This window comes from Calothrix sp. NIES-3974, from assembly GCF_002368395.1.
GTDB lineage: Bacteria > Cyanobacteriota > Cyanobacteriia > Cyanobacteriales > Nostocaceae > NIES-3974.
This window is the reverse complement of record NZ_AP018254.1, coordinates 5,640,919-5,662,577: the sequence shown is the minus strand read 5'-3', so window position 1 is coordinate 5,662,577 and position 21,659 is coordinate 5,640,919. Positions and strand designations below refer to the sequence as shown.

At 42.5% G+C, this 21,659-nt stretch carries 20 protein-coding genes and 1 tRNA gene; 11 read left to right on the top strand and 10 right to left on the bottom strand.

Going from position 1 to position 21,659, the window contains the following annotated elements; all coding sequences use genetic code 11:
• Positions 1-80: 80 nt before the first annotated feature.
• The 7 genes from CDC37_RS22555 to CDC37_RS22520 all read right to left on the bottom strand — a co-directional run bounded on the left by CDC37_RS22555 (position 81) and on the right by CDC37_RS22520 (position 5,323).
• The gene (locus tag CDC37_RS22555) at positions 81-389 is read right to left on the bottom strand and encodes a XisI protein (RefSeq protein ID WP_231943543.1); all 309 of its coding nucleotides are present in this window, start codon (positions 387-389) and stop codon (positions 81-83) included.
• A gap of 111 nt (positions 390-500) precedes the next feature.
• Complete coding sequence (locus CDC37_RS22545; RefSeq protein ID WP_096625333.1) at positions 501-914, bottom strand: tellurite resistance TerB family protein; 414 nt, start codon at positions 912-914, stop codon at positions 501-503.
• Between the two features lie 58 nt (positions 915-972).
• Positions 973-2,331, bottom strand: a complete 1,359-nt coding sequence (locus tag CDC37_RS22540; RefSeq protein ID WP_096625331.1) for a 16S rRNA (cytosine(967)-C(5))-methyltransferase — start codon at positions 2,329-2,331, stop codon at positions 973-975.
• 71 nt (positions 2,332-2,402) lie between these two features.
• Entirely contained in the window at positions 2,403-3,938 is a 1,536-nt protein-coding gene (locus tag CDC37_RS22535) for a phenylacetate--CoA ligase family protein (protein WP_096625329.1), read from the bottom strand.
• A 194-nt stretch (positions 3,939-4,132) separates the two neighbouring features.
• Positions 4,133-4,489, bottom strand: coding sequence for a dihydroneopterin aldolase (folB, locus tag CDC37_RS22530; RefSeq protein WP_096625327.1), 357 nt, complete (start codon positions 4,487-4,489; stop codon positions 4,133-4,135).
• A gap of 171 nt (positions 4,490-4,660) precedes the next feature.
• Positions 4,661-5,065 (bottom strand): hypothetical protein, encoded by a 405-nt coding sequence (locus tag CDC37_RS22525; protein ID WP_096625325.1) that lies wholly within the window; start codon positions 5,063-5,065, stop codon positions 4,661-4,663.
• A gap of 184 nt (positions 5,066-5,249) precedes the next feature.
• Positions 5,250-5,323: transfer RNA gene (locus CDC37_RS22520), tRNA-Arg, on the bottom strand.
• 328 nt (positions 5,324-5,651) lie between these two features.
• Here CDC37_RS22520 and CDC37_RS22515 point away from each other — a divergent pair.
• The 4 genes from CDC37_RS22515 to cutA all read left to right on the top strand — a co-directional run bounded on the left by CDC37_RS22515 (position 5,652) and on the right by cutA (position 8,762).
• Positions 5,652-6,311 carry an Npun_F0813 family protein gene (locus CDC37_RS22515; protein WP_096626546.1) on the top strand — a complete coding sequence of 220 codons (660 nt, stop codon included), beginning with the start codon at positions 5,652-5,654 and terminating at the stop codon, positions 6,309-6,311.
• A 153-nt stretch (positions 6,312-6,464) separates the two neighbouring features.
• Positions 6,465-7,346, top strand: coding sequence for a hypothetical protein (locus CDC37_RS22510; RefSeq protein ID WP_096625323.1), 882 nt, complete (start codon positions 6,465-6,467; stop codon positions 7,344-7,346).
• 22 nt (positions 7,347-7,368) lie between these two features.
• Complete coding sequence (locus CDC37_RS22505) at positions 7,369-8,382, top strand: transposase (protein ID WP_096625321.1); 1,014 nt, start codon at positions 7,369-7,371, stop codon at positions 8,380-8,382.
• A gap of 56 nt (positions 8,383-8,438) precedes the next feature.
• Entirely contained in the window at positions 8,439-8,762 is a 324-nt protein-coding gene (cutA, locus tag CDC37_RS22500) for a divalent-cation tolerance protein CutA (RefSeq protein ID WP_096625319.1), read from the top strand.
• Positions 8,763-8,808: 46 nt separating this feature from the next.
• On the opposite strand, the gene CDC37_RS22495 is transcribed toward cutA, so the two are convergent.
• Entirely contained in the window at positions 8,809-10,041 is a 1,233-nt protein-coding gene (locus tag CDC37_RS22495; RefSeq protein ID WP_096625317.1) for a glycoside hydrolase family 10 protein, read from the bottom strand.
• A 228-nt stretch (positions 10,042-10,269) separates the two neighbouring features.
• Here CDC37_RS22495 and CDC37_RS22490 point away from each other — a divergent pair, with 228 nt between their 5' ends.
• From CDC37_RS22490 to CDC37_RS22480, 3 genes are all read left to right on the top strand, one after another.
• Complete coding sequence (locus CDC37_RS22490; protein ID WP_096625315.1) at positions 10,270-11,664, top strand: 3' terminal RNA ribose 2'-O-methyltransferase Hen1; 1,395 nt, start codon at positions 10,270-10,272, stop codon at positions 11,662-11,664.
• Between the two features lie 979 nt (positions 11,665-12,643).
• The gene (locus CDC37_RS22485) at positions 12,644-15,247 is read left to right on the top strand and encodes a polynucleotide kinase-phosphatase (protein ID WP_096625314.1); all 2,604 of its coding nucleotides are present in this window, start codon (positions 12,644-12,646) and stop codon (positions 15,245-15,247) included.
• A 514-nt stretch (positions 15,248-15,761) separates the two neighbouring features.
• Entirely contained in the window at positions 15,762-16,490 is a 729-nt protein-coding gene (locus tag CDC37_RS22480; RefSeq protein ID WP_096625312.1) for an HAD family hydrolase, read from the top strand.
• Between the two features lie 151 nt (positions 16,491-16,641).
• On the opposite strand, the gene CDC37_RS22475 is transcribed toward CDC37_RS22480, so the two are convergent.
• Positions 16,642-17,505 carry a M48 family metalloprotease gene (locus CDC37_RS22475; protein WP_096625310.1) on the bottom strand — a complete coding sequence of 288 codons (864 nt, stop codon included), beginning with the start codon at positions 17,503-17,505 and terminating at the stop codon, positions 16,642-16,644.
• A gap of 319 nt (positions 17,506-17,824) precedes the next feature.
• Positions 17,825-18,679 (bottom strand): WYL domain-containing protein, encoded by an 855-nt coding sequence (locus CDC37_RS22470; protein WP_096626544.1) that lies wholly within the window; start codon positions 18,677-18,679, stop codon positions 17,825-17,827.
• Between the two features lie 101 nt (positions 18,680-18,780).
• Between CDC37_RS22470 and cas3 the strand changes: the two genes are divergently transcribed.
• From cas3 to CDC37_RS22455, 4 genes are read left to right on the top strand one after another with little or no spacing between them, the layout of a single operon-like run.
• Positions 18,781-20,880, top strand: coding sequence for a type I-D CRISPR-associated helicase Cas3' (gene cas3, locus CDC37_RS22465; RefSeq protein WP_096626542.1), 2,100 nt, complete (start codon positions 18,781-18,783; stop codon positions 20,878-20,880).
• On the top strand, positions 20,861-21,031 hold the full coding sequence (locus tag CDC37_RS24600) for a hypothetical protein (RefSeq protein WP_157780820.1): 171 nt from the start codon (positions 20,861-20,863) through the stop codon (positions 21,029-21,031). Before cas3 ends, CDC37_RS24600 begins: the two co-directional genes overlap by 20 nt.
• Positions 21,024-21,299, top strand: coding sequence for a DUF433 domain-containing protein (locus tag CDC37_RS22460; protein WP_096625308.1), 276 nt, complete (start codon positions 21,024-21,026; stop codon positions 21,297-21,299). The genes CDC37_RS24600 and CDC37_RS22460 overlap by 8 nt, the downstream gene beginning before the upstream one ends.
• The gene (locus CDC37_RS22455) at positions 21,280-21,654 is read left to right on the top strand and encodes a DUF5615 family PIN-like protein (protein ID WP_096625306.1); all 375 of its coding nucleotides are present in this window, start codon (positions 21,280-21,282) and stop codon (positions 21,652-21,654) included. Before CDC37_RS22460 ends, CDC37_RS22455 begins: the two co-directional genes overlap by 20 nt.
• Positions 21,655-21,659 lie beyond the last annotated feature (5 nt).

Genomic DNA, 21,659 nt, shown 5'->3' with positions numbered 1-21,659 from the left:
AATATGATTGGATGAATGCCAGATATTGAATCTCGTCTGGTAACGTCAAACACGACTTCGAGTTTTTGGGGCATCATTATCTAAAGGGTATAAGCTGCTTTCATTATAGCCTGACCTTTATCTTTAAACTTTTCATAATTCATATTTCTGACGATGGGAGCGTAAAGGGTATGGCAAAAAATTCGTTGTTTATCCCAACCTGTTGCCAAAACCAGAAAATGGCCGGATTCGTTATCGCAGACGGGGTAGAGTTGAATTGCCTGTAAGCGGGGTTGATTAACTACCGCTTCTTGTACCGTCTTTTTGAGGATGTCTGCATAAATTATGCAACACCCGACATTCTGCACGGTACAGTAGTTACTCGGACATAAGGACGTGAAAACAACCATGATTTATACCCACGTTCTCAATCATGGTGGTAAGGCTGTTCGCAGTCCTTGGGATGGGTAGACTATGATATTGCCAGATTTAACCTACTACCCTGTAGAGCAGGGAGTAGGTCAAAATTGGATATCGACCCAGCGACGATAGAGCTTTTGGATTTGCTTGAGAATCGAATTTAACTGGGATTCATCAGCCTCTGCAAAGGATTGTAATTTATTTAAAAGTTTTGCTTCTTCGGTGGCAACTTCGCCATCACTGTAAATTAAGCCGCTAATGGCTTGGACTAAATTTTGACATTCTTCTGGGGTTGGATTGTCTCCTAGATATTCCTGTACCCAAAGGTAACATTCCTCTGGTTTCACTGGCACTAGTTCGTATAACCAAGGTTTGATATCTGGGTCGTCTGCAATACCTTTAGCATTGGCAATTTCCCGGAGATATTGTCGTTCTTCTGGTTGAATTTTCCCATCAATCCACGCTGCACCAATGAGGATTTTAACTAGATTTTTAACCCCTGCTTTACTAACCATTGTGAAAACCTCTGGTTTTGTCTCCTGATTGTTGGCATCCTACAATGGAAATCCGTAGTTATGGCGAATCATTGGTTTTTTTTAATCGAACCATGAAAAACCCATCCATATTGTGGTGGTGCGGTAAGACCTTTAACCATCCTGGGGGTGTTGTATAGGTGTGGAGGGGGGAGTTGGGTGGGGGTGGTGCTATTTTCCAGTCGGGATGGAGTTGCAAAAAGGATTGGATGATATGTTCGTTTTCACTTTTGTGTAAAGTACAAGTGGCATATACTAAAATTCCCCCTGGTTTCACCCATGTGCTGGTGTGGTTGAGTAGTTCGGTTTGCAGTTGGGTTAATTGCTGGACTTTTTCTGGGGTTTGTCTCCATCTTGCATCGGGGTGACGATGGAGGGTTCCTAATCCGGAACAGGGTGCATCTAATAAAACTCGATCGGCGGTTTGGTAGAATTGGGGGAGATGGCGACTATCTCCGGTGTGAACTTGAATTGATTGTAATTGCGATCGCAAGATGTTTTGTTTTAATTTGTTGATGCGGGAAGGGGTGTCATCGATGGCGAAAATTTGTCCTTGATCTCCCATTAATTCGGCGATTTGGGTGGTTTTTCCCCCCGGTGCTGCACATGCGTCAATAATTATTTCTCCTGGTTGGGGATTGAGTAAGTATCCAACTAATTGAGCGCTTGCATCTTGCACTGTCCACCATCCCTGTTCAAATCCGGGTAAGGTTTGAATGGGAGCGCGATAATTGGTAATCCGTAATCCGTTGTCCAGGTTTGCTAGGGGGATAAAATTAATTCCTGCATTGGTAAATGCGGTTTCCACTGCTTGACGGGATGTACGTAGGGGATTGATCCGCAAATCCAAATTCGGAGTTTGATTCATCCAAGCAGATAAGGCTGCGGTTTCTGTATATCCAAACTGTTCTAGCCAAACTTCTATAATCCAGTCGGGAAAACTGTGTAAAATTCCTAATTGGCTGGCTTCTGTATTTGGTAAGATTAACGAATCTATATTTTCATCCTTTGCTGACTGTATCCGTAAATATTGGCGCAAAATTCCATTGACAACTCCGGTTAAACCAGCAAATTTATTGGTTTTTGCCAGTTCAACGGTGGTATTTACTGCCGCAGAGGGAGGAATTTTCTGTTGATAACGTAGTTGATATAAACCAAGGTGGAGGATTGTTCGTAGGTCTTTCGGTTGGGATTGGGCGTTTTTTTTGCCAATTTGGTTGAGAATTGCGTCCAGAGTGCGTTGACGACGGGTGCAACCATACACTAATTCTGTCACCAACCGTCGATCGGTATCTGGAAGGGGAAATTTTTGTAATATCCGGTCGAGAGCAACATCAACATAGGCTCCGTTATGAACATCACGTAAAGTAAGAAAGGCTATTTGACGAGAACTCAGCACGATTTTGGATTTTGGATTTTGGATTGGTGTGTACAGACATAATATTTGTACAGACGTAACATGTTACGTCTCTACATGTTGCGGGTATAACGATGTTTGACTCCGATGGGGAAATATTCTTGATCACCGTGGGATTTGAGGGTGATAACTGGATGTTGATATTCCTGGGGTACGTAGTTGGCAAATTCGCTATTTAGGCGTTTTAATTGACTCAAAATTGATGCTGCAATACGATTAACTTTCCCAGAGTCCTGCTGTATATCTGCTAAATTGTGATTTGGAGCTAATTCTACCACAACGGATAAAAACCGATTTTGATCTCGATCTGTAACTACCTGTAACACGAATTTACCTGTCACCCATTCTCGAATTCCCTCCTGTTCTAAACCGACAGCGATATTTTCTGGATAAATATTTGCACCGAAAAAGGACACGGCAAAATTTGAGCGTCCAAATACATACACAAAGGGTAGCTGACGGATTCCTCGACATTGGGCAATATTTACACCCTGATTTGCGGCTAAATCGGCAATGGGGTCAAAATTATGGTGGTGCAAAAATGTCAACATTTGCTCGTAGGTAATTATTCCACCGGTATCGAGGATATCGTAGCGAATTAAAGGAATACCGTTATCCCCAGAAAATAATAATCGACCTGCATTTACCTCAAAAAAGCGTTGGGTAGGCTGATACTGAACCAAAGTTGGTAAACGGGATTCTCCAAACAATTCCCTGGCAATATCTGGATGGTTGGCTAAAAAACGGCGAATGGTGATACTTAAGGGGGTTTCATTTCCTAAAACTCCAGCATCCGCAGTCCCGTACAAAGAAGCTAAATCATAACAGGGGGAATGGGAACCAACCCGTTCTAATACCAGACTACGCCATTCCTCGCTAAAAACTTCCCCCGCAGTCACGAGTTTCGGATGGTACTGGCTCCAGGATACACCACGGGCAAGACCGCGATCAATCACATCCTTGAGAAAGGGGGGATAACCTAACAATACCACCTGGTCAAAGTGACTACCTAATTCCTGGACTACCCGCAAAATTTCCTCTAGATTATTGCCAGGAGTCACCACCGTGATGGGATATCCCTTCATGGCCAAATAACGACAGCAATTAGCCGAATAGATTCCACCGACCCAAGTACCCAAGGTAAAGCAAATTACCGCTAAAGTCGAACGGGAATCGGCGAAAAAACAATCATGGAAAATTTGTTCAAATCGGATGGCGATCGCCACCTCATCACTGATAAATCTTGGCCAACAGGTTGGTTTTCCCGTTGAACCAGAAGAAACAGCTACTAAATCACAATTAGCGATCGCACCATTACGGCATAATTCGGAAATTTGATAATGTTGAATATAATTTTCCTTGGTGACTGGGGGTAAGGTTGGGAAATCAGCTAGAGTTTGAATTTGCTGGGGATGAATACCGTGTTTCCTGATAAAGTCTTGATAAGCTGGAACGGTGGTTGCTACCTGTCTGAATAGGTTTAAAACCCCATTATTATCTGCTTCTGGGGGGATGTTCAGCAGAGAATCTAGAGGTGTGTGGAAAAAGTTGGTAAGAGCGTTGAGGGTCAGTTCTGGTTTGCTATGCATGGAAGGGAGAGACACGACATGTCGCGTCTGTAGGGGTTAGGAATATTGTAGTATTCCACCAAATTAATTTTGATGAGGGAGAAAAAAAGAAGCCATACTATGCACGTCTACGGTTCTGGTGTAATTAACATATTTGTGCTAATCCCTACTCCTTGTACCCAACGGGTCGTCTCTACTCCCTCATCTAGATGAAATTACGGTCTAGTGACTTCCAAACTGATTTTACCTTCAAAATCGGGAATGGGAGCAGCAGGTTTAGTTAGTACCACATGTACCTGAGTCACGCGATCGCATTTTTGTAAAATTGTATCCGCAATCACGGTAATTAATTTTTCAATCAAGGCAAATTTGGAAGTTTTGATGATTTCCTTAACGAGATAAATCACACTACGATAATCAAGGGTATCCTCTATCGCGTCACTTTCACCAGCCTTCGACACATCCAACCATAAACGTACATCCACCTCAAACCATTGTCCTAACACCTGTTCTTCCGGTAAGTAACCAGTGTATCCGTAAGCGCGAATTCCCTGAACGTAAATGCAGTCCATAAAACTATTGGAAAATTACCAATATAAATTGCATTCTGCATTTTACCGTTGGATTTTGGATTTTAGTAGAGACGACCCGTCGGGTCGTCTCTAGGAATTAATTGCGTCGGGTCGTCTCTAGGAATTAATTGCGTCGGGTCGTCTCTAGGAATTAATTCTGTCGGATTGTCTCTACTCAATCATAAAACTTTGCCAACTAGAAGGATTTGAGTCATTGGGATTCGGTTGGAGAACTCGCCAAGTTTTGCCTTCCCGTTGTAACTGCATATACACATCAAAATCCCTATGGGGTTGGGAAAGTTGACGTTTTGGTAACTTCAGAATAACATCATAGCTTCCCTGAATACGGAATGCAGGCAAATTTTCAATACTCAAAGGATGCTGTTGGGCGATCGCAATATTTTTAATATCCACATTTTTGATATCTAAACCCAATTGTTGTTCTAGTTGGGTTTGGGTCTGTTGAAATTGCCAAACTACGGCTTTTTCAATTAATCCCCTCGGTGGAGCAAGCGCACTGACTGTACAAGCGCTTAAAATCAAGCCTAACACCACACACATCATTAACCGCACCATGATTCGCTCCTTCCGGTGATTCTAATTGCTGCTTTCGGTAGTATATTTCCCCCCAAGGCAACAGAAACCACCGTTTTGATACATAATTCACAGGTTTACTGTCAACTGTTAACAACCCTACATTTAAGATTTTGCAACTCACTTAGGACTGCTATCAAAGGATTATTAATGATTATGAATGTAACGAGCGCGGCAGGACTCGAACCTGCGACCAATTGCTTAGAAGGCAATTGCTCTATCCAGCTGAGCTACGCGCCCAAATAGGGTGGTTGTTTTACGTTCAGATATTGTATCTGTGCCTTTGGAAAAATGCAATTACTTGGGCAAATAAATCTACAAACCTTACACTGGTAAATATTCTAACTGCGTTAGTCTTGTTGCAAATTTCACAACTACTAATCCAAAATCCAAAATCTAAAATCCAAAATCCGATGACGAACGTATCCTAATTCAGTTATATTGTGTTGTCAACGGGTTGGTGTGGCGAATATGCTACCGTTAGTGTAAATCCATGCTGAGATGTTATCCCTGATAACGGAAACGCCAGATGGTAAATTTTGATGCTCCAGGAGTGGTTGCAGTTGTCATGTTCATTCTCAAGCGACAAGATGTAGAAATATCTTCGATTCTTCACCCGAAGCGCGAGCAACAGGTGCCAGTTCTCCATTATCAGGGGCAAACCTTTCGGTTAATTAGTGTATTTAAAGCCAGCCAGGAGGAGGAAGCCAAGGCTTTATGGCGAGATTTAACTGATAATCGCGGAAAAGCCTGTGTTTTGCTTGAAGAAGCTGAAAGATTTAGTGTTTGGGGGAAAATTCGTCTGGATAATTCCGAGTCTGAAGACAACCAAGAGACTAGCCCTGTCCTGCTGATTCAAGCTGCTATTATGCTGCTACAATCCGTGTATTTGGATATAGAGGAGTTTTTAGGTGTACGGCAAGCGGCGATGTTTGAAAAAGATATGGTGGAGACTTGTCGGCAAAAACAGTATCCACAAACTTCGACACCAGATGCTATTCGGTATTTACTGAATGTGAATCCTCTCCAGGGGAATCAACTACCTCGCTGGAATCAGGAGCATGTGATTTCCTTTTTGAGCGAACTTCATCGTCTGGGTAAAATTTATTTTGGTAATACCAGTTTTGCTAGTCCGGTCGTTGATAGATTAGTTGAAATGGCAGAAGGCGATCGCTCTGTTTTCATTAGCTGGCTCAATCAATCCCCCTTAAGTCAAATTTGGAGTTAGGGCAAATTGGGAGTAGGGAGTTGGGGATTGGAAATTAGCCAGAACTTGATCTCCTGTCTCCTCACAAAGTGTATTTTTTTACTAAAAGCGTGCGGTTTAGATGGAGATAGGCTACAACACTGCTAGAGGGTATTTACGCAGTGGGAGATATTTATGAGTAGCACTTATAACCAAGTAGAGCGTACTAAACAACTATTTTCAACCCAAAATATTATCCTTGCGAGTATCGCTTGGGGTGTATTATCAGTTTTGTATTTTTTGTTATTCAGTGCCCCAGTTCCAGACGAGAATGGGGAATTAATCCGTCCAGCTTGGTACATTTTGGGGACAAATATTTTTGAAGCGATCGCCTATCTCGGTGCGGGTATTTTGTGTTTACGGAATTGGCGTAGTCGGCAAATCATCAGTGGACGAAATATTTGGTTGGCAATGGGTATCGGCATGTTATCCTATTGTGTTGGTGGGATATTTTTTGGGTACACTGAGTTAGTTTTGAAACAGGAGCCCTTTCCATCGATTGGCGATATCTTCTTCGTCATCACCTATATATTCGTTGGTGCTAGTATGATTACAGCAGTAGCATCGCGACGCATCAATTTAGAAGCTTGGCAATGGATTGTTGTAGTGGCAATTGGTGCATTTGCCAGCGCTTTAGCATGGCTGATTTCCAATCAACCACCAGGAGTTGAAAATCAAGTTGAACCTTGGGCACAAGATATAGCACCCTTACTCAATTGGTTCTATATTGTTTCTGATGTATTCTTATTAATTATTGCAACAAGTCTGCTGTTAGCATTTTGGGGTGGACGCATCTCGTTATCATGGCGAATGATTGCATTTGCGGCATTTTCGCTCTACATTGCAGATATGTGGCAAAAATATGCCACAACATGGATTAAGAACTACCAAAGTGGAGAGATACTAGAAGTGTTTTGGGTGTTAAGCGGAGTGTTATTCGGCATGGGTGCTGTTTTAGAATACGATGCTTCTTTAAGTCGTTCGCGTCATCTGACTCGCGGACGCAAACGCACATAAATCCATCGATGTGGTGTCTACCGTGAGAAAACTAACCGAAGTAGATAAAAAAGAAATCCTCAAGTTGTACCGCGAAACGATGGAAACAACTTCGACATTGGCTCAAAAGTACGAGGTTAGCAACTCGACGATTAGCCGCTTGCTCAAAAGCACGTTAGCGGAGGAAGAGTATGAATATCTCGTTTCCCTCAAACGTGCTGCACGGACCCCTGAAGGACGTGCGCAAGTTAGCTATAGCAATTTGCCAGTGTTTACTCCAGACGCAGACGGTCAACCGATTACCTCGGTGTCAACCACCAAGGTAGAAAATGTGACAGAACCTGATTGGGGAGAAGGGGAAATTACCAAACCCAAATCAAAACCCAAACCTGTCACTAAATCCAAACCGACCCCAGTAACTCGTCATCGTCATTCCGTCGCCGACGATTTACTCGAAGCACAACAGGAGCAAGAACTAATTGCCGAGCAGTTAGAATTGTTACCACCTGAACCAAAACGCATCGTCGATTTAGAACCAATTGTCAGTCCCTTGGTGAAGGATATTCAACAGGAGAATATTTCCTTAGCCGAGATGTTTGGGGATGATGGTTTAGTCCTCGGCGATGAGATGGACGACCTCGACGACCTGGATGAGGATTTGGATGATGAGGAAGATTTAGACGATGAGGATGTTTGGGAACCACCAAAACCCCTGGTTACGCGTCGGGGAGGAGATAGTTCGGTGCGGGTATTGCCACTTTCTGCTGCCAATTTACCCCGGACTTGCTATTTAGTCATTGACCGTGCTGCGGAATTAATTACCCGACCCTTGCGGGATTTTGGCGACCTGGGTCAAATTCCCAACCCGGAAATTCAGCAGCGCACCCTCCCCGTCTTTGATAACCACCGTGTTGCCAAACGATTTTCCAGTAAACGCGATCGCGTCATCAAGGTTCCCGATAGTCGAATGCTCCATAAAGCACGTTATCATTTGCAAGCCAAGGGGATTACCCGTCTGTTAATCGACGGACAGATATACTCCTTGTCTGTCCAATAATGTTGTTGATTATTTACACTGTAACCAATCACCAACAATACCAACGATAATGTGTTATGGCTCAGTCACACCAATACGGAGTAGCCTTAGTAACCACAAGTTCCGAAAGCGAGGCGGAGGCGATTGCTTCTGCTCTCGTGGAATCGGGGCTTGCTGCCTGTGTTAATTTGTTTCCAATTCGTTCTATTTATACTTGGCAAGGTCAAGTCCAACAGGAGCGGGAATGGCAACTCCTGATAAAGACTGACCTGCAAAAATTTGACCAACTCACCGCCAAGGTGAAGGAATTACATTCCTATGAAGTTCCAGAAATCATCGCTTTACCCATTGTTGCTGGGTCAGATGATTATTTGGGTTGGTTGGGTAGTTCGGTGGGTTGAGGAGACAGGAGGTAAATTTCTGACCAACCCCAACTCCCCTTACCCCTCACGAACGGGGCTTCCAACCAGCTAAAAGGTTAGGATATTGGGTAGGAGTAGGAAAAATGTTTTTCAGCCTGCTGACGCGGGTTTGTGGTGGTTCCTGGACTAAATTCCAGAGGGTTTCATAGAAGAAAAACGACACCCCGGCAAACTTGCGATCGCGTGTTTCTTTAACTTGTTGTGCGACCCGCTCCATCGGCACAAATTTAGCTTTTAATCCAGTAATAATCCCAATACTGACGGGTATATGCTTACGTGCAGCTTTTACCTCTGGACGATCAAGTTCGCTGGTAAAGACCTTCATATCATCACGGTAAATCTGCAACACCAAGTCTTCGATTAACCCCATCCGCTCCCAACGTTGCCAATCAGCTAAATAATAATCGTAGGAAAATCTTTGGGGATTTGGTGCAACCGACACAATACAATCCTTCTTCGCTGCTTTGATGGCAAAAAACACCTGACGCATAAATTGGGTAATTTTATTCGCTCTCCACCGCAACCATTCCTGATCTTGAGGATTTTTCGGTGGTTCCTTACCCCGGTGTTCCAGCTTATACAACCTCACCGTGTAGGGGTCGTAACCCAATTCTGCTGGTAAACCAAAGTGGTCGTCAAACTGGATACCATCCACATCGTACTTACTGACGATTTCCACGATTAAATCCTGAATAAACTTTTGCACATCAGGACGAAAGGGATTTAACCATACCCGGTCATGGATACCCTCCTTCCAAATTTTCGTCCCATCCCGACGACTGGTTAACCACTGGGGACGACGTTTTGCCAATTCCGAATCCGCAGGAGCCATAAACCCAAATTCAAACCAGGGAATCACCTTTAAACCCCGCTTATGTCCACCTGCGATCGCTTCCTGCAACATATCCCGTCCCTGCAAACCCGGTTCCGGATCAACCTCCCGACCAATCACATTTTTCGCTATCTGACTCGGATACAGAGTCCATCCCCAATTCCACACAGTCGGGTAGACAATATTAAAATGCAAATCCTGCAACCGTTCCAGAGCATTATCCAAACGTTGTGTCTCAAATAATACATTACTATCCACATTCGTTAACCACACCCCCCGCAACTCCGTATTTACATCCACAGGAGGAGTCCGGGAAAAAGCCGGAGACCACACCACAAAAGCCATCGTCACAGCCATCAAACCAGCAAACCAACCACGTTGATAACGACGATAAAACCCCCACCACCCACGAAATATTTGTATCATTAAAACCTACTCAAAAACTTCTCAACAGCATGATACAGCTATGACTGCACCCATCGCCAAGAAGTTGCCAAGTCGGAAGTATGGGAATTGGGGTAATAAGGTTCGGATCAGAAAATTTATTGTAGAGACCCAATATATCGGGTTTTTTCTCCCAACCAATCCGTAAAAGCAAAGGTTACAACTGAAGGAGTAATTAACAAAATTGATCAAGAACTGTTTTGAAGGTTCATGTTATTGACAATATCGACAACTCATCAACCAGCGACTGACCTGGGTTATCTTCTCCATAAACACCCGGATAAATGTCAGTCATTTCCCCTAGCTTTTGGTACAGCCCATGTATTTTATCCAGAAGCTAGCATGGAATATTGTACCGCAGCATTGTTACTGGATATAGATCCGATTAAACTAGTACGGGGACGTAGTACAAATTTAGAACAGTATGTCAATGATCGACCCTACGTAGCCTCCTCCTTCCTCAGTGTAGCCATGTCCCAGGTGTTTGGTACAGCTTTGGGAGGACGCTGTAAAGACCGTCCAGAACTGGTGCAAGCATCCATACCCTTGGTGGCAAAATTGAGTGTGATTCCTTGTCGCGGTGGGGAAAAATTTTTTCAGGAATTATTTTTACCCTTAGGGTATGCGATCGCCATCGAAAATCATCAGTTAGATGAAAAATTCCCAGAGTGGGGAAATAGTCGCTACTATTCTGTAGAGTTAAGGCATACTTTACCTTTAGTCGATTTACTCAGCCATCTTTATGTGTTGATTCCGGTTTTGGATGATGATAAGCACTATTGGGTGGGAGAAGACGAAATTACTAAGTTATTACATCATGGAGAAGGTTGGTTAAGCACCCATCCCGCAAAAGCAGAAATTACCCGACGCTACCTCAAACGCAAAGGAAGTTTAACCCGTCAAGCTTTAGCTCAATTAGCAGAGGTAGATCAACCCGATCCGGATGGGATGGAAGCGGAAGCAGCAGAAGTGGAAGCAGCTGTGGAAAAACCGTTGAGTTTAAATAAACAACGGATGTTAGCTGTGGTGGATGCACTCAAACAATATGGCTGTCAAAAGGTGATTGATTTAGGTTGCGGTGAGGGGACTTTATTAAGGTATTTGATTAGGGATACTTTTTTTGCCAAAGTTACTGGTATGGATGTGTCCTATCGCGCTCTCACCATAGCTCAAGAAAGGATAGAAAAACTCCATTTACCGCGTCAGCAATGGGAAAAAATTAGTATATTCCAAGGGTCTTTAACCTATCAAGACGCTCGATTCAAAGGATACGACGCAGTCACCCTAATAGAAGTGATTGAACATTTAGATTTACCCCGTTTAACCACTTTAGAAAAAATTATTTTCGGATTTGTCCAGCCAAGTTGTGTAATTGTGACTACTCCCAATATTGAATACAATGTCAAGTTTGAACGTCTCGCTACAGGAAAATTTCGCCATCCCGACCATCGGTTTGAATGGACACGTTCAGAATTTCAATCTTGGGCAAATAAATTAGCGAGTAAATATGGTTATAATGTGAATTTAACCGGGATTGGAGAAACTGGTATTCAGGTAGGTTCACCCACCCAAATGGCGATTTTTCACCATTTGACTGGAAAGTGAGTCGGGAGTAGAGACAACCCAACGGGTCGTCTCCAGGGGAATAGGGAATAGGAACTGTCACTCCTCCATCATCAAAATTAGAGTTTTTGTCATTGCACTTCTTCCCGTAGCGGTTCGACCGTAGGGTCGCAAAGTAGTAATTTCATAATCACGACAAAGAACTACAGTTCTCAAACTGGATAGGTTTAGGTTTTTAAAAACCAATAACTCTCTTAAAAAGAAAACAGAGAACTATGCAAAAGATACTGAGAAACCCCCATTTTCCTAGTGGTCTGTGTCACTGGATAGAAAAAGCTTGAAAATAAAGGCGTTAAAGCGCTATTAAGTGCCTTTCTTGACTCATCAAAATTAATGACATGGAGTACTAGGTGAAATCAAAAGAGTCTCATATCTCGTGAATGAAGACAGTATCATTGCTTCCTTTAACTGCATTCTACTCGCTTCGGACATACCTCAATACAGTTAAGTTAGACTTCAAAGCCTGATTATTGGGTAGGTTAGGTCTTTTTTGGGGTCGCAAATTCATGCACAAACCGTGAAAACAAACTTTTTCTAATACTCCGGCTGTTGATACATATAGGGAAGCTCTGCTTCCTGATTTGAGGCAGTAAGTAGCCCTCGTGGAATGCGTCCCCACGCGGAGCATAGGAACGAGATAATCACAAAAACTGTGTGAACTTATGGGTAAATTTCAACAAAATCAACAGTCTAAGCAGAGCCTCAACCCGACCTACAGTTATCTTTAACTGAAACGTATTGGGACATTGGAACATCGACTTACCTGGAGTTATTTGCGCAACTGCAAACAAGTAATAAAATATGGAATCCCCGAAATTATAATTACGCAAGCAAAGCTTTACCGCAGGCTATTACGAACTACGAATTACGAACTACGTACGCGAAGCGTTGCCGCAGGCTATTACAAATTACGAACTACGTACGCGAAGCGTTGCCGCAGGCTATTACAAATTATTCAACCATGACTAAAATTAATATTCCCGAATTATCATTAATTACCCTAATAGGTGCTTCCGGTTCCGGTAAATCCACCTTTGCACACCAACATTTTCAGCCATTTGAAGTAATTTCCTCCGACTTTTGTCGAGGTTTAGTTAGTAACGATGAAAATAATCAAGCCATTTCTCAAGATGCCTTTGATGTTTTATATTATATTGTCCAGAAACGTTTAAAAGCTGGTAAATTAACCGTTATTGATGCAACTAATGTCCAACCGGAAGACCGGAAAAAATATATTCAACTAGCACGGGAATACCATGTTTTCCCGATTGCCATTGTGTTAAATTTACCGGAAGAAATTTGTCATCAACGCAATTCCCAACGTCCGGATCGACAATTTGGTATCCACGTCGTTCGTCGTCACACCCAAGCTTTACGACGTAGTTTACGTGGTTTAGAAAAGGAGGGTTTTCGCTATGTGTATGTGTTGAATTCCCTAACGGAAATTAATCAGGTGGAAATTCACCGTCAACCCCTATGGAATAACCTCAAACATGAACATGGTCCCTTTGATATTATTGGTGACATTCATGGTTGCTGTGATGAATTGGAAACACTCCTTACCCAACTGGGATACCAACCAACTGATCCATCCCACCCTGGGAATACAGGGGTGAATTTAGGAATTTGGGATTTTCCCACCTATTCCCACCCGCAAGGACGTAAAGCAGTATTTTTAGGAGATTTGGTTGACAGGGGTCCACGAATTCTCGACACTGTGAAATTAGTGAGAAATATGGTGGTAGCAGGGTCCGGGATTTGTGTTCCCGGAAACCATGAAAATAAACTTTTACGGAAATTGCGAGGGAAAAATGTCAGGGTGAGTCATGGTTTAGCACAAACCCTGGAGGAAATTGAGGGGATTCCGGAACCGGAAAGGGAAACTGCAATCAAGGCTTTAATTGAGTTTCTCGATTCCTTGGTGAGTCATTATGTCCTTGACAATGGTAATCTAGTAGTTGCCCATGCTGGGATGAAACAGGAAATGCAGGGACGTGGTTCCGGTGCTGTTCGGGAATTTGCACTGTATGGGGAAACTACGGGGGAAATTGATGAATTTGGTTTCCCTGTACGATTTAATTGGGCTAGTGAATACCGGGGAGAGGCTTTAGTGGTTTATGGTCATACTCCCGTACCCGAAGCCGAATGGTTGAATAATACCATCGATATCGATACTGGTTGTGTTTTTGGTGGTAAATTGACCGCATTGCGCTATCCGGAACGGGAATTGGTGGCGATCGCAGCAAAACGGGTTTACTGTGAACCCCTGAAACCTTTACAGGGAATTGGCCATCATTCCAGAACCGTACAGCAGGAACTGGATGATGTTTTACAGATTGAGGATGTATGCGGTAAGCGGTTTATCCAGACCCGTTTGCAAACTAATATCAAGATTCGGGAGGAAAATAGTATTGCTGCATTGGAGGTTATGGGTCGGTTTGCAGCAAATCCCAAATGGTTAATTTATTTACCACCCACCATGTCACCTGTGGAAACTTCCCAATTACCAGGATATCTGGAACATCCCCAGCAAGCTTTTAGTTACTACCAAAGTCAGGGGGTGCAGGAAGTGGTGTGTGAAGAAAAACATATGGGTTCCCGAACTGTAGTAATTGTCTGTCGTGATTTAGAAGCTGCAAATAAACGGTTTGGGGTGGTGGATGAAGGAATCGGTATTTGTTATACCCGGACAGGACGGAGATTTTTCGACAATCGGGAGTTAGAGCAGCAATTATTAAACCAGTTAAGTACAACCCTCAGCGATATTCAATTTTGGCAAAGATTTGCCACCGATTGGGTCTGTTTCGATTGTGAATTAATGCCGTGGTCTGCGAAAGCTCAGGGACTGCTGACCAGACAGTATGCACCTGTGGGGATGTCATCGCGATTAGCTTTAGGTACTGCGGTGGATTTACTCACAAAAACCCAGGAAAGGGGGGTAGATGTATCCCCACTGCTGGAAAAGTTTCAACGGCGATCGCAAGCTGCAAATTTGTATGTGCAAGCCTATCGACGTTACTGTTGGAATGTGCAGGATATCACCGATATCAAACTCGCTCCCTTCCATATTTTAGCCACGGAAGGTGCCACCCATATGGATAAAACCCACCTTTGGCATTTGCAAGAAATCGCTAACATAGCCCATGCTCACCCCGATTTACTCCTGACTACTGAGTATAAAATTGTGAATTTAAATGACCCCCACAGCCAAGCCGCAGGAATTAATTGGTGGCAACAGTTAGTTGATGCGGGTGGGGAAGGGATGGTAGTCAAGCCGATGGATTTTATTTGTGTGGGCGATCGCGGTGTTATCCAACCAGCCGTTAAATGTCGTGGTCAAGAGTATTTACGGATAATATATGGTGCTGAATACGACTTACCGTGCCATTTGAACCGTTTACGTCAACGGGGATTATCCCATAAGCGCTCGTTAGCCATGCGGGAGTTTGCTTTAGGAGTAGAAGCTTTAGAGCGATTTGTCAAGGGTGTTCCTCTGCGTCGTGTCCACGAGTGTGTATTTGGGATTTTAGCCTTAGAAAGTGAACCTGTTGATCCGAGATTGTAATTAGGGTTCGCTGTAAAAGTCTCTTCGTGAGGGTAGGAATAGGGAAATTAATTTGTTGGTTGCGATCGCTTGATTTCCATTTTGTCAGGAAGTATTCCAAGGTAAGATAAATAGGGGTATGCAAATTTGTTGGTAGCGATCGCTTGATTTCCATTTTGTCAGGAAGTACTGTCCCCAAGGTTAAGATCAATCAGGGTGTGCAGCAAGAGTCTCTTGTACCATTTTACTCAATGCTGCGGAAAGCTCACCATCTAGGGTGAAAGTAGTTTGTTCCGACCCCCTGTTTTCCCATCCCTACACCTGACACCACAGAGTGTAAAAAGATTTGGAATATGTAGTTTGTTCCGACCCCCTGTTTTCCCATCCCTACACCCATCCCAGTCAGTCTCCCATATCCTTGGGACACAATCAAAACCATTGACAAAAAACTTTGATTGATTAATTTTGACACTGACTCAAGACTCGTGGTTTACTGACATAAAAGTAGTTTAATGCTGATTCATGTAGCGCGGGGATGGGACTAAAAGCTGTTTTATTTGATTTTAATGGTGTAATCATCAATGATGAACCAATCCATAAGCAGTTAGTTGCCGAAATCCTGCTGACGGAAAATCTTGTTCTCAAAAAGGGTGAGTACGAGCAAACCTGTTTAGGTAAAAGTGAACGTGATTGCTTTCGTAATTTAATTGGTAGTCGGGGACGGGTTGTGAATGATGATTATTTACTGCAAATTTTACAGCGCAAGCTTAAACGCTACATTGAAGAGATGGAAAAGTTGGAAAAACTCCCTTTATTTGCAGGTCTTGATGATTTAATTTTTCAAATTCGTTCCCGTAATTTAAAGTTAGGCATTGTCAGTGAAGGATTACGTTCAGCAGTTGATTTCGTGTTAAATAAAACCAATTTAGGTGAGTATTTTCAAGTGATTGTATCGGGGGAGGAAATTACTACAACTAAACCAGAACCGGATGGTTATATGTTGGCTGTTCAACGTTTAAATGAAAAGTTTCCCGATTTAAATCTATTACCGCGAGATTGTTTAGTCATTGAAGATACTTTGGTGGGAATTAAAGCGGCAAAACGAGCGAGAATGCAGGTTGTCGGCGTTGCCCATACCTATCCATTTCACATGTTACAGCGTCAGGCAAATTGGACGATTGATTTTTTGACTGATTTAGATTTGGAAAGGGTAATAGAGGTTTTTAAAAACCGGGAGAAGGAAAAGGAAAATATTCAGAAATAATGTTCAAATAAACATTCAAATAATAGCTGGTAACATGAAGCAAAGGCAAGATTTTTGAATAGGGAAGTCGGGTTTGTAGAATAAATTTCGATGAAACAAAATAATCTTACTAACAACCCAACTTCTCACCAATTTGCAGGAATACCATTGATTACAAACTCGATAATTCCCTTTCCAACTCCAATAGTGCAGCCACTCTTTGTTCCGTACTGGGATGGGTTCTAAATAAATTAGCGATCGCTTCCCCCGAAAATGGGTTAATAATTAGTAATGGCTCAAAGGCTGGATTCGCACCATGAAAGGGAATTCCTTTAGCGGCTGCTTCCAGTCGTTGTAGCGCACTAGCTAAAGCACGGGGATTTCGGGTCAATTTAGCTGCACCAGCATCGGCGGAAAATTCGCGGGTGCGGGAAATTGCCATTTGTAGGACGGTTGCTGCAAAGGGTGCTAATATCACTGTTGCCAAGACACCAATGGGGTTGCCACCCCGCTCATTGTCGCGGGAACCGCCAAACCACATACTATAGCTTAACATCTGTCCCAAAAAACTGATCGCTCCAGCTACCGTTGCCGCGACCGCTTGGGTAAGGGTATCACGGTTAGCGATATGACTCAGTTCGTGGGCAATCACCGCCTCTAACTCATCTGGGGGTAAAATTTGCATAATCCCCTCCGTCACTGCCACTGCTGCATGTTCCGGGTCTCGTCCCGTGGCGAAGGCATTAGGAGAAGCACTAGGTACAATACAGACACGGGGCATCGGTAAATTTGCCTGCTCCGCCAATTTGCGCACCATCCGATACAGTTGAGGTGCTTGGGATTCGTTGACTTCCTGTGCACCGTAAGCAGCTAGGGCAATCCGGTCAGATTGATACCAAGAAAATAAATTTGTTGCTGCTGCGATCGCAATACCGATAATTATACCCGTAGTTCCGCCCACAACCCAATAACTAATTGCAATTAAAAGTCCACTCAAAGCTGCCAACAAAGCTGCTGTTTTTAATTGGTTTCCCATAAATGTCTGTTCTCCAAATTTATTTATGGCTTTGCACTCAAAAATCGACGTTGCTGATTTGATGTATGAAATTGATTCGTTGGATGTGTAAAACCCTGATGGAGACACGATATATTGCGTCTCTACATTTTATTCATATCTGGATTCAGCAACGCCCAAAAATCGCTGTGTACCGTTAGGCGATACGCAAACTGCCCACATTCGTATTTTATCGACCGCCAACCCTATATTAGTCGAGAGAAAACCTCATCATCAATGTACGGTTCTCCCTCTGAATTTATGGGATTTTGGATTTGTATCTAGTTTGCTAACCAAAGGTTTACATCTCATACAAATCCGATAAAGTACGAATTTTGGCTTTGATGCGATCGCGTATACTGTTTGGTGTCACCACAATACAATCGGGTGCATACTGCATAACTTCCCGAATAAACCAAAATGTCGATGTCACCCTTCTAATTACCTTCTTCACACGCTGTTTTTCCGGTATCCATTCAACTAACACATCCTCCGGTTTCCCTTGGTAAGCAAAAGCTAAACCACCAAATAAATGCATAGAAACTTCAACTTCCGCTAAATGCGATCGCCACTTCCGATCAATTTCCACCACCGCAGCATCTTGTATCCGATCAAAACGCAAACACCAGTTATGTTGCAATTCCTCAATATCCTGATTCCCCTCCGTCTCTTCACACCAACAATCTAAATACTGACGCTTTTCATGATTCGTAATTCTGGCGTAACACACTGTAAAATTCCATACCCGATGGGCCGCATCTTCATAGGAAAGTTGAAAGGGTTGCTGTCTTTTAATCAATTGCTCAACCCGTAAACGCCACGCAGCAGGGGGATTCCCCAGAAATTCTTCTATTTGAGTTCGTAGCGGTGTCGATAACTCACTACGTTCTAAAAGTAACTTACCAATTTCCCACGCTTGTTCATTTTCTCCCATATCGACGAATCCGCGCATCGCTCGATCCAAAGCACGAATCCGACTTGGGGTCCAATCATTATTATTCCCCAGCAATAACTGACGACGCGCGATCGCTTCCACTAATCTGGATATATTCGGTTTATCCCCCCATTTCATCCCAAACTCTAACGCAAGGGTTTCTAGTTCTGATTTATCCCTTTCTGAAATTGATAGTGTGATCGACTGACCTTTACGACTCATAATTATACGGACACTTTTATAAGGACACATCTTGTCAATCACTATTTTGCGTGCCAAGATAGATTTTAACAACAACTTACGGACACTATTTTATGTCCAACCTGTCTAGCTATCGTATTTATCTACAACCAGTTTTTTCCCAGACCATCCCCACACCTAACGGGGTGAAAATACCTAACGGCTGGTCACTATCTTGGCATCAAGGGGAGACTTATAAAGCGTTGCAAGACCCACAGGTAGAAGTAATATTTAACACTGCTATGACGGGAGATGGGAAGAGTTTAGCAGCTTTTCTCCCGTCTATGAATCAGCGTATGTATACTTTAGGGATGTATCCCACCAATGAGTTGGTGAGAGACCAGGAAAAGCAGGTACAAGCTTACAAAGCACAGTTTCAACCCCATTATGATCCGCAGATATATCGGTTAACAGCAGCTATTTTGGAGAATTATGTGGATGGGGTAAAACTACCTGCTAAGTTGGAAGGATTAGAGGATATTTCCAGTAATCATGAAATACTGCTGACCAATCCAGATTTGTTTCATTACATTCATAATTTTTACTATTTACGGGGAAAAATAGACAATCCAGATAGATTATTTCGTCGCATTGATGAGAGGTATAAACTATTTATTTATGATGAATTTCATATTTTCTCCTCACCCCAAATTGCTAGTGTAATTAATACGATATTCTTAATTCGGAACACAGCCAATCATCCCAAAAAGTTCCTCTTTCTCTCCGCCACTCCCAGCGAGTTATTACAAGGATATTTCGAGAAGGCGGGAATAAAAGTAAAAATTATTAATCCCATAGATGCCGGAGCTTATCAGTTTACTGTCGATAGCTATCAACAGGAATGGAGACAAATTAGTCAACCGATCACCTTAAATTTCCCCTCTGGCTTAGAACCTAATTTACGTTCTAGTCGGGAATGGATAGAAGAGAATCTAGAAACAGTAATCCTCAAATTTTTCCAAGATAATCCCAATAGTAAAGGGGCAATTATCCTGAATTCCATTGCTGCGGTGAAGAAGTTATTACCAAAATTTAAGGCAGTATTTGAACCGCGCTGGCAAGTTAGAGAAAATACCGGATTAACGGGGGAAACAGAAAAAAGAGATTCCATCGCTGAAGCAGATTTATTGATAGGAACTTCTACAATTGATGTCGGTGTAGATTTTCGGATTAATTTTTTAATTTTTGAAGCAGCAGATGCAGGCAATTTTATTCAGCGTTTTGGCAGATTAGGAAGACATCCAGGTTTTTCTATCTATCAAGCCTATGCTTTAATTCCCAATTTTTTAGTTGCCAGGTTGTTTGTAGAAGAATCCCATCCCTTGGAAGAAAATCAAACCTATGACCGCATAAATTTTACAGACGCAATTCGTAGTGTATGGATTAATCGAAATGAATTTGAACGGTATCCCCAGCGATGGGGTGGTATGCAATCAGCTGACATTTACTCAAAACTATGTCGCATGAAAGAAAAATATCCCGATGTGGCGAAAAAGTTTGGTACCCATATTCAAAAAGCATTAGGAATTAGTATCAAACAAATCAATGCCCAGTTTTATCGCTGTCAAAATGAGGGTAAAAATAAAATTATAGATGAAGCTCGAAGTTTTCGTGGTAGTAGTCAATTAGATTGTGCCATTTATGATTTAACTAACCCCGATGAACCGGAAACAGATCGATTTAAAACCTATCATCTTCCCGGTATTCTCAGTAACTTTATTTTTGAAATTTGGGATAAAAATAGCTTCATGGAGAAAGCAAAAACAGCAGGAGTTTCTACCAAGCGATTTGAAAAAGCCTTATGCTATCTGAAACTAAAAGACTTTCGCGATGTCCGGGAGGATTGGTATTTTTACTACCCAGGCAATATCCGCGAATTTGCTCAGACAAGTAAGGTACAGCTTTTAAAAAACTTAGAGATTTGCCAACCCCACGGTTACGGTATCCAACAAATAAGTGATGCAGTCAGTCGGCGTAAATTAGTGTGCTTTATTTCGGATCGCGATCGCAATTATTTACGCGCTGTCCTGCGATTACCCATGCACTTTCAAATTTACCCGTTGACCAACCAACCAGAAAATCGGGGTTCCTGGTATTCCATCGCTTTTGGACAGGATGCGTTGTTACTGGAAACCCTTACATGGTATTGGAAACCAAAGGAGGATGAAGGATGGATATGTTAGAAAGATTGAAGAATTTGATAAACCAAGTCCCCTAGCAGCAAAGGTTAACGGTGGTGCAGCTAATGGGTGGGAATACATCGAAGTAAAGAAAAACGACCAATGGATTCGTTTAGAAGAATTACGACAAATTTGGAGAAACACCAATGATTAGAAATGATTTACTCTCTCGCATTTCCATTGATCCAAATATCTGTTTCGGTAAACCTTGCATTCGCGGACATCGGATTTGGGTTTCTCTGATTCTTGATTATCTTGCAAGTGGTACAACAATTGAGGAAGTTCTTGAAGCATACCCAAGCATCGAACGCGAAGATGTACTTGCTTGTATTGCTTATGGAGCAGAAATGGCAAGAGGTGTATTTGTAGAACTTCCCCTAGACAAAAAAAAGAAGCGAGCGCATGAAATTAAAGTTAGATGAAAATATCGACTTGCGTGTTCTCAGTTTATTACGGTTAGCAGGACATGATGTTGCAACTATCCCAGGACAAGCTTTAAATTCTGCTTCTGATGAAGAAGTAATTGAAGTTTGTCGTAGTAAGGGTAGATGTTTAATTACATGTGATAGAGGATTTGGTAATCGCTTGAAATATAATCCAGAAAATTATCCAGGAATTGTGATTATTCGTCTACCATCACGTTTTACTTTTACAAATTGGCGCGAAGCTATTGAAATATTAATTAATGCTTTGGAAACAGCAGATGTGACTGGTAAATTGTGGGTCATTCAAACAGGACAAGTTCAAGAATTTCAAGCTATTGAACCAGAAGGATAGGATGT

Coding starts and splice junctions, on each gene's coding strand:
- CDC37_RS22495 (WP_096625317.1), bottom strand. CDS start 10,041: ATGATACAAATATTTCGTGGGTGGTGGGGGTTTTATCGTCGTTATCAA.
- CDC37_RS22515 (WP_096626546.1), top strand. CDS start 5,652: ATGTTCATTCTCAAGCGACAAGATGTAGAAATATCTTCGATTCTTCAC.
- CDC37_RS22475 (WP_096625310.1), bottom strand. CDS start 17,505: ATGGGAAACCAATTAAAAACAGCAGCTTTGTTGGCAGCTTTGAGTGGA.
- folB (WP_096625327.1), bottom strand. CDS start 4,489: ATGGACTGCATTTACGTTCAGGGAATTCGCGCTTACGGATACACTGGT.
- CDC37_RS22555 (WP_231943543.1), bottom strand. CDS start 389: ATGGTTGTTTTCACGTCCTTATGTCCGAGTAACTACTGTACCGTGCAG.
- CDC37_RS22545 (WP_096625333.1), bottom strand. CDS start 914: ATGGTTAGTAAAGCAGGGGTTAAAAATCTAGTTAAAATCCTCATTGGT.
- CDC37_RS22470 (WP_096626544.1), bottom strand. CDS start 18,679: ATGAGTCGTAAAGGTCAGTCGATCACACTATCAATTTCAGAAAGGGAT.
- CDC37_RS22480 (WP_096625312.1), top strand. CDS start 15,762: ATGGGACTAAAAGCTGTTTTATTTGATTTTAATGGTGTAATCATCAAT.
- CDC37_RS22535 (WP_096625329.1), bottom strand. CDS start 3,938: ATGCATAGCAAACCAGAACTGACCCTCAACGCTCTTACCAACTTTTTC.
- CDC37_RS22460 (WP_096625308.1), top strand. CDS start 21,024: ATGATTAGAAATGATTTACTCTCTCGCATTTCCATTGATCCAAATATC.
- CDC37_RS22525 (WP_096625325.1), bottom strand. CDS start 5,065: ATGGTGCGGTTAATGATGTGTGTGGTGTTAGGCTTGATTTTAAGCGCT.
- CDC37_RS22455 (WP_096625306.1), top strand. CDS start 21,280: ATGAAATTAAAGTTAGATGAAAATATCGACTTGCGTGTTCTCAGTTTA.
- CDC37_RS22510 (WP_096625323.1), top strand. CDS start 6,465: ATGAGTAGCACTTATAACCAAGTAGAGCGTACTAAACAACTATTTTCA.
- CDC37_RS24600 (WP_157780820.1), top strand. CDS start 20,861: ATGAAGGATGGATATGTTAGAAAGATTGAAGAATTTGATAAACCAAGT.
- CDC37_RS22485 (WP_096625314.1), top strand. CDS start 12,644: ATGACTAAAATTAATATTCCCGAATTATCATTAATTACCCTAATAGGT.
- CDC37_RS22490 (WP_096625315.1), top strand. CDS start 10,270: ATGTTATTGACAATATCGACAACTCATCAACCAGCGACTGACCTGGGT.
- cutA (WP_096625319.1), top strand. CDS start 8,439: ATGGCTCAGTCACACCAATACGGAGTAGCCTTAGTAACCACAAGTTCC.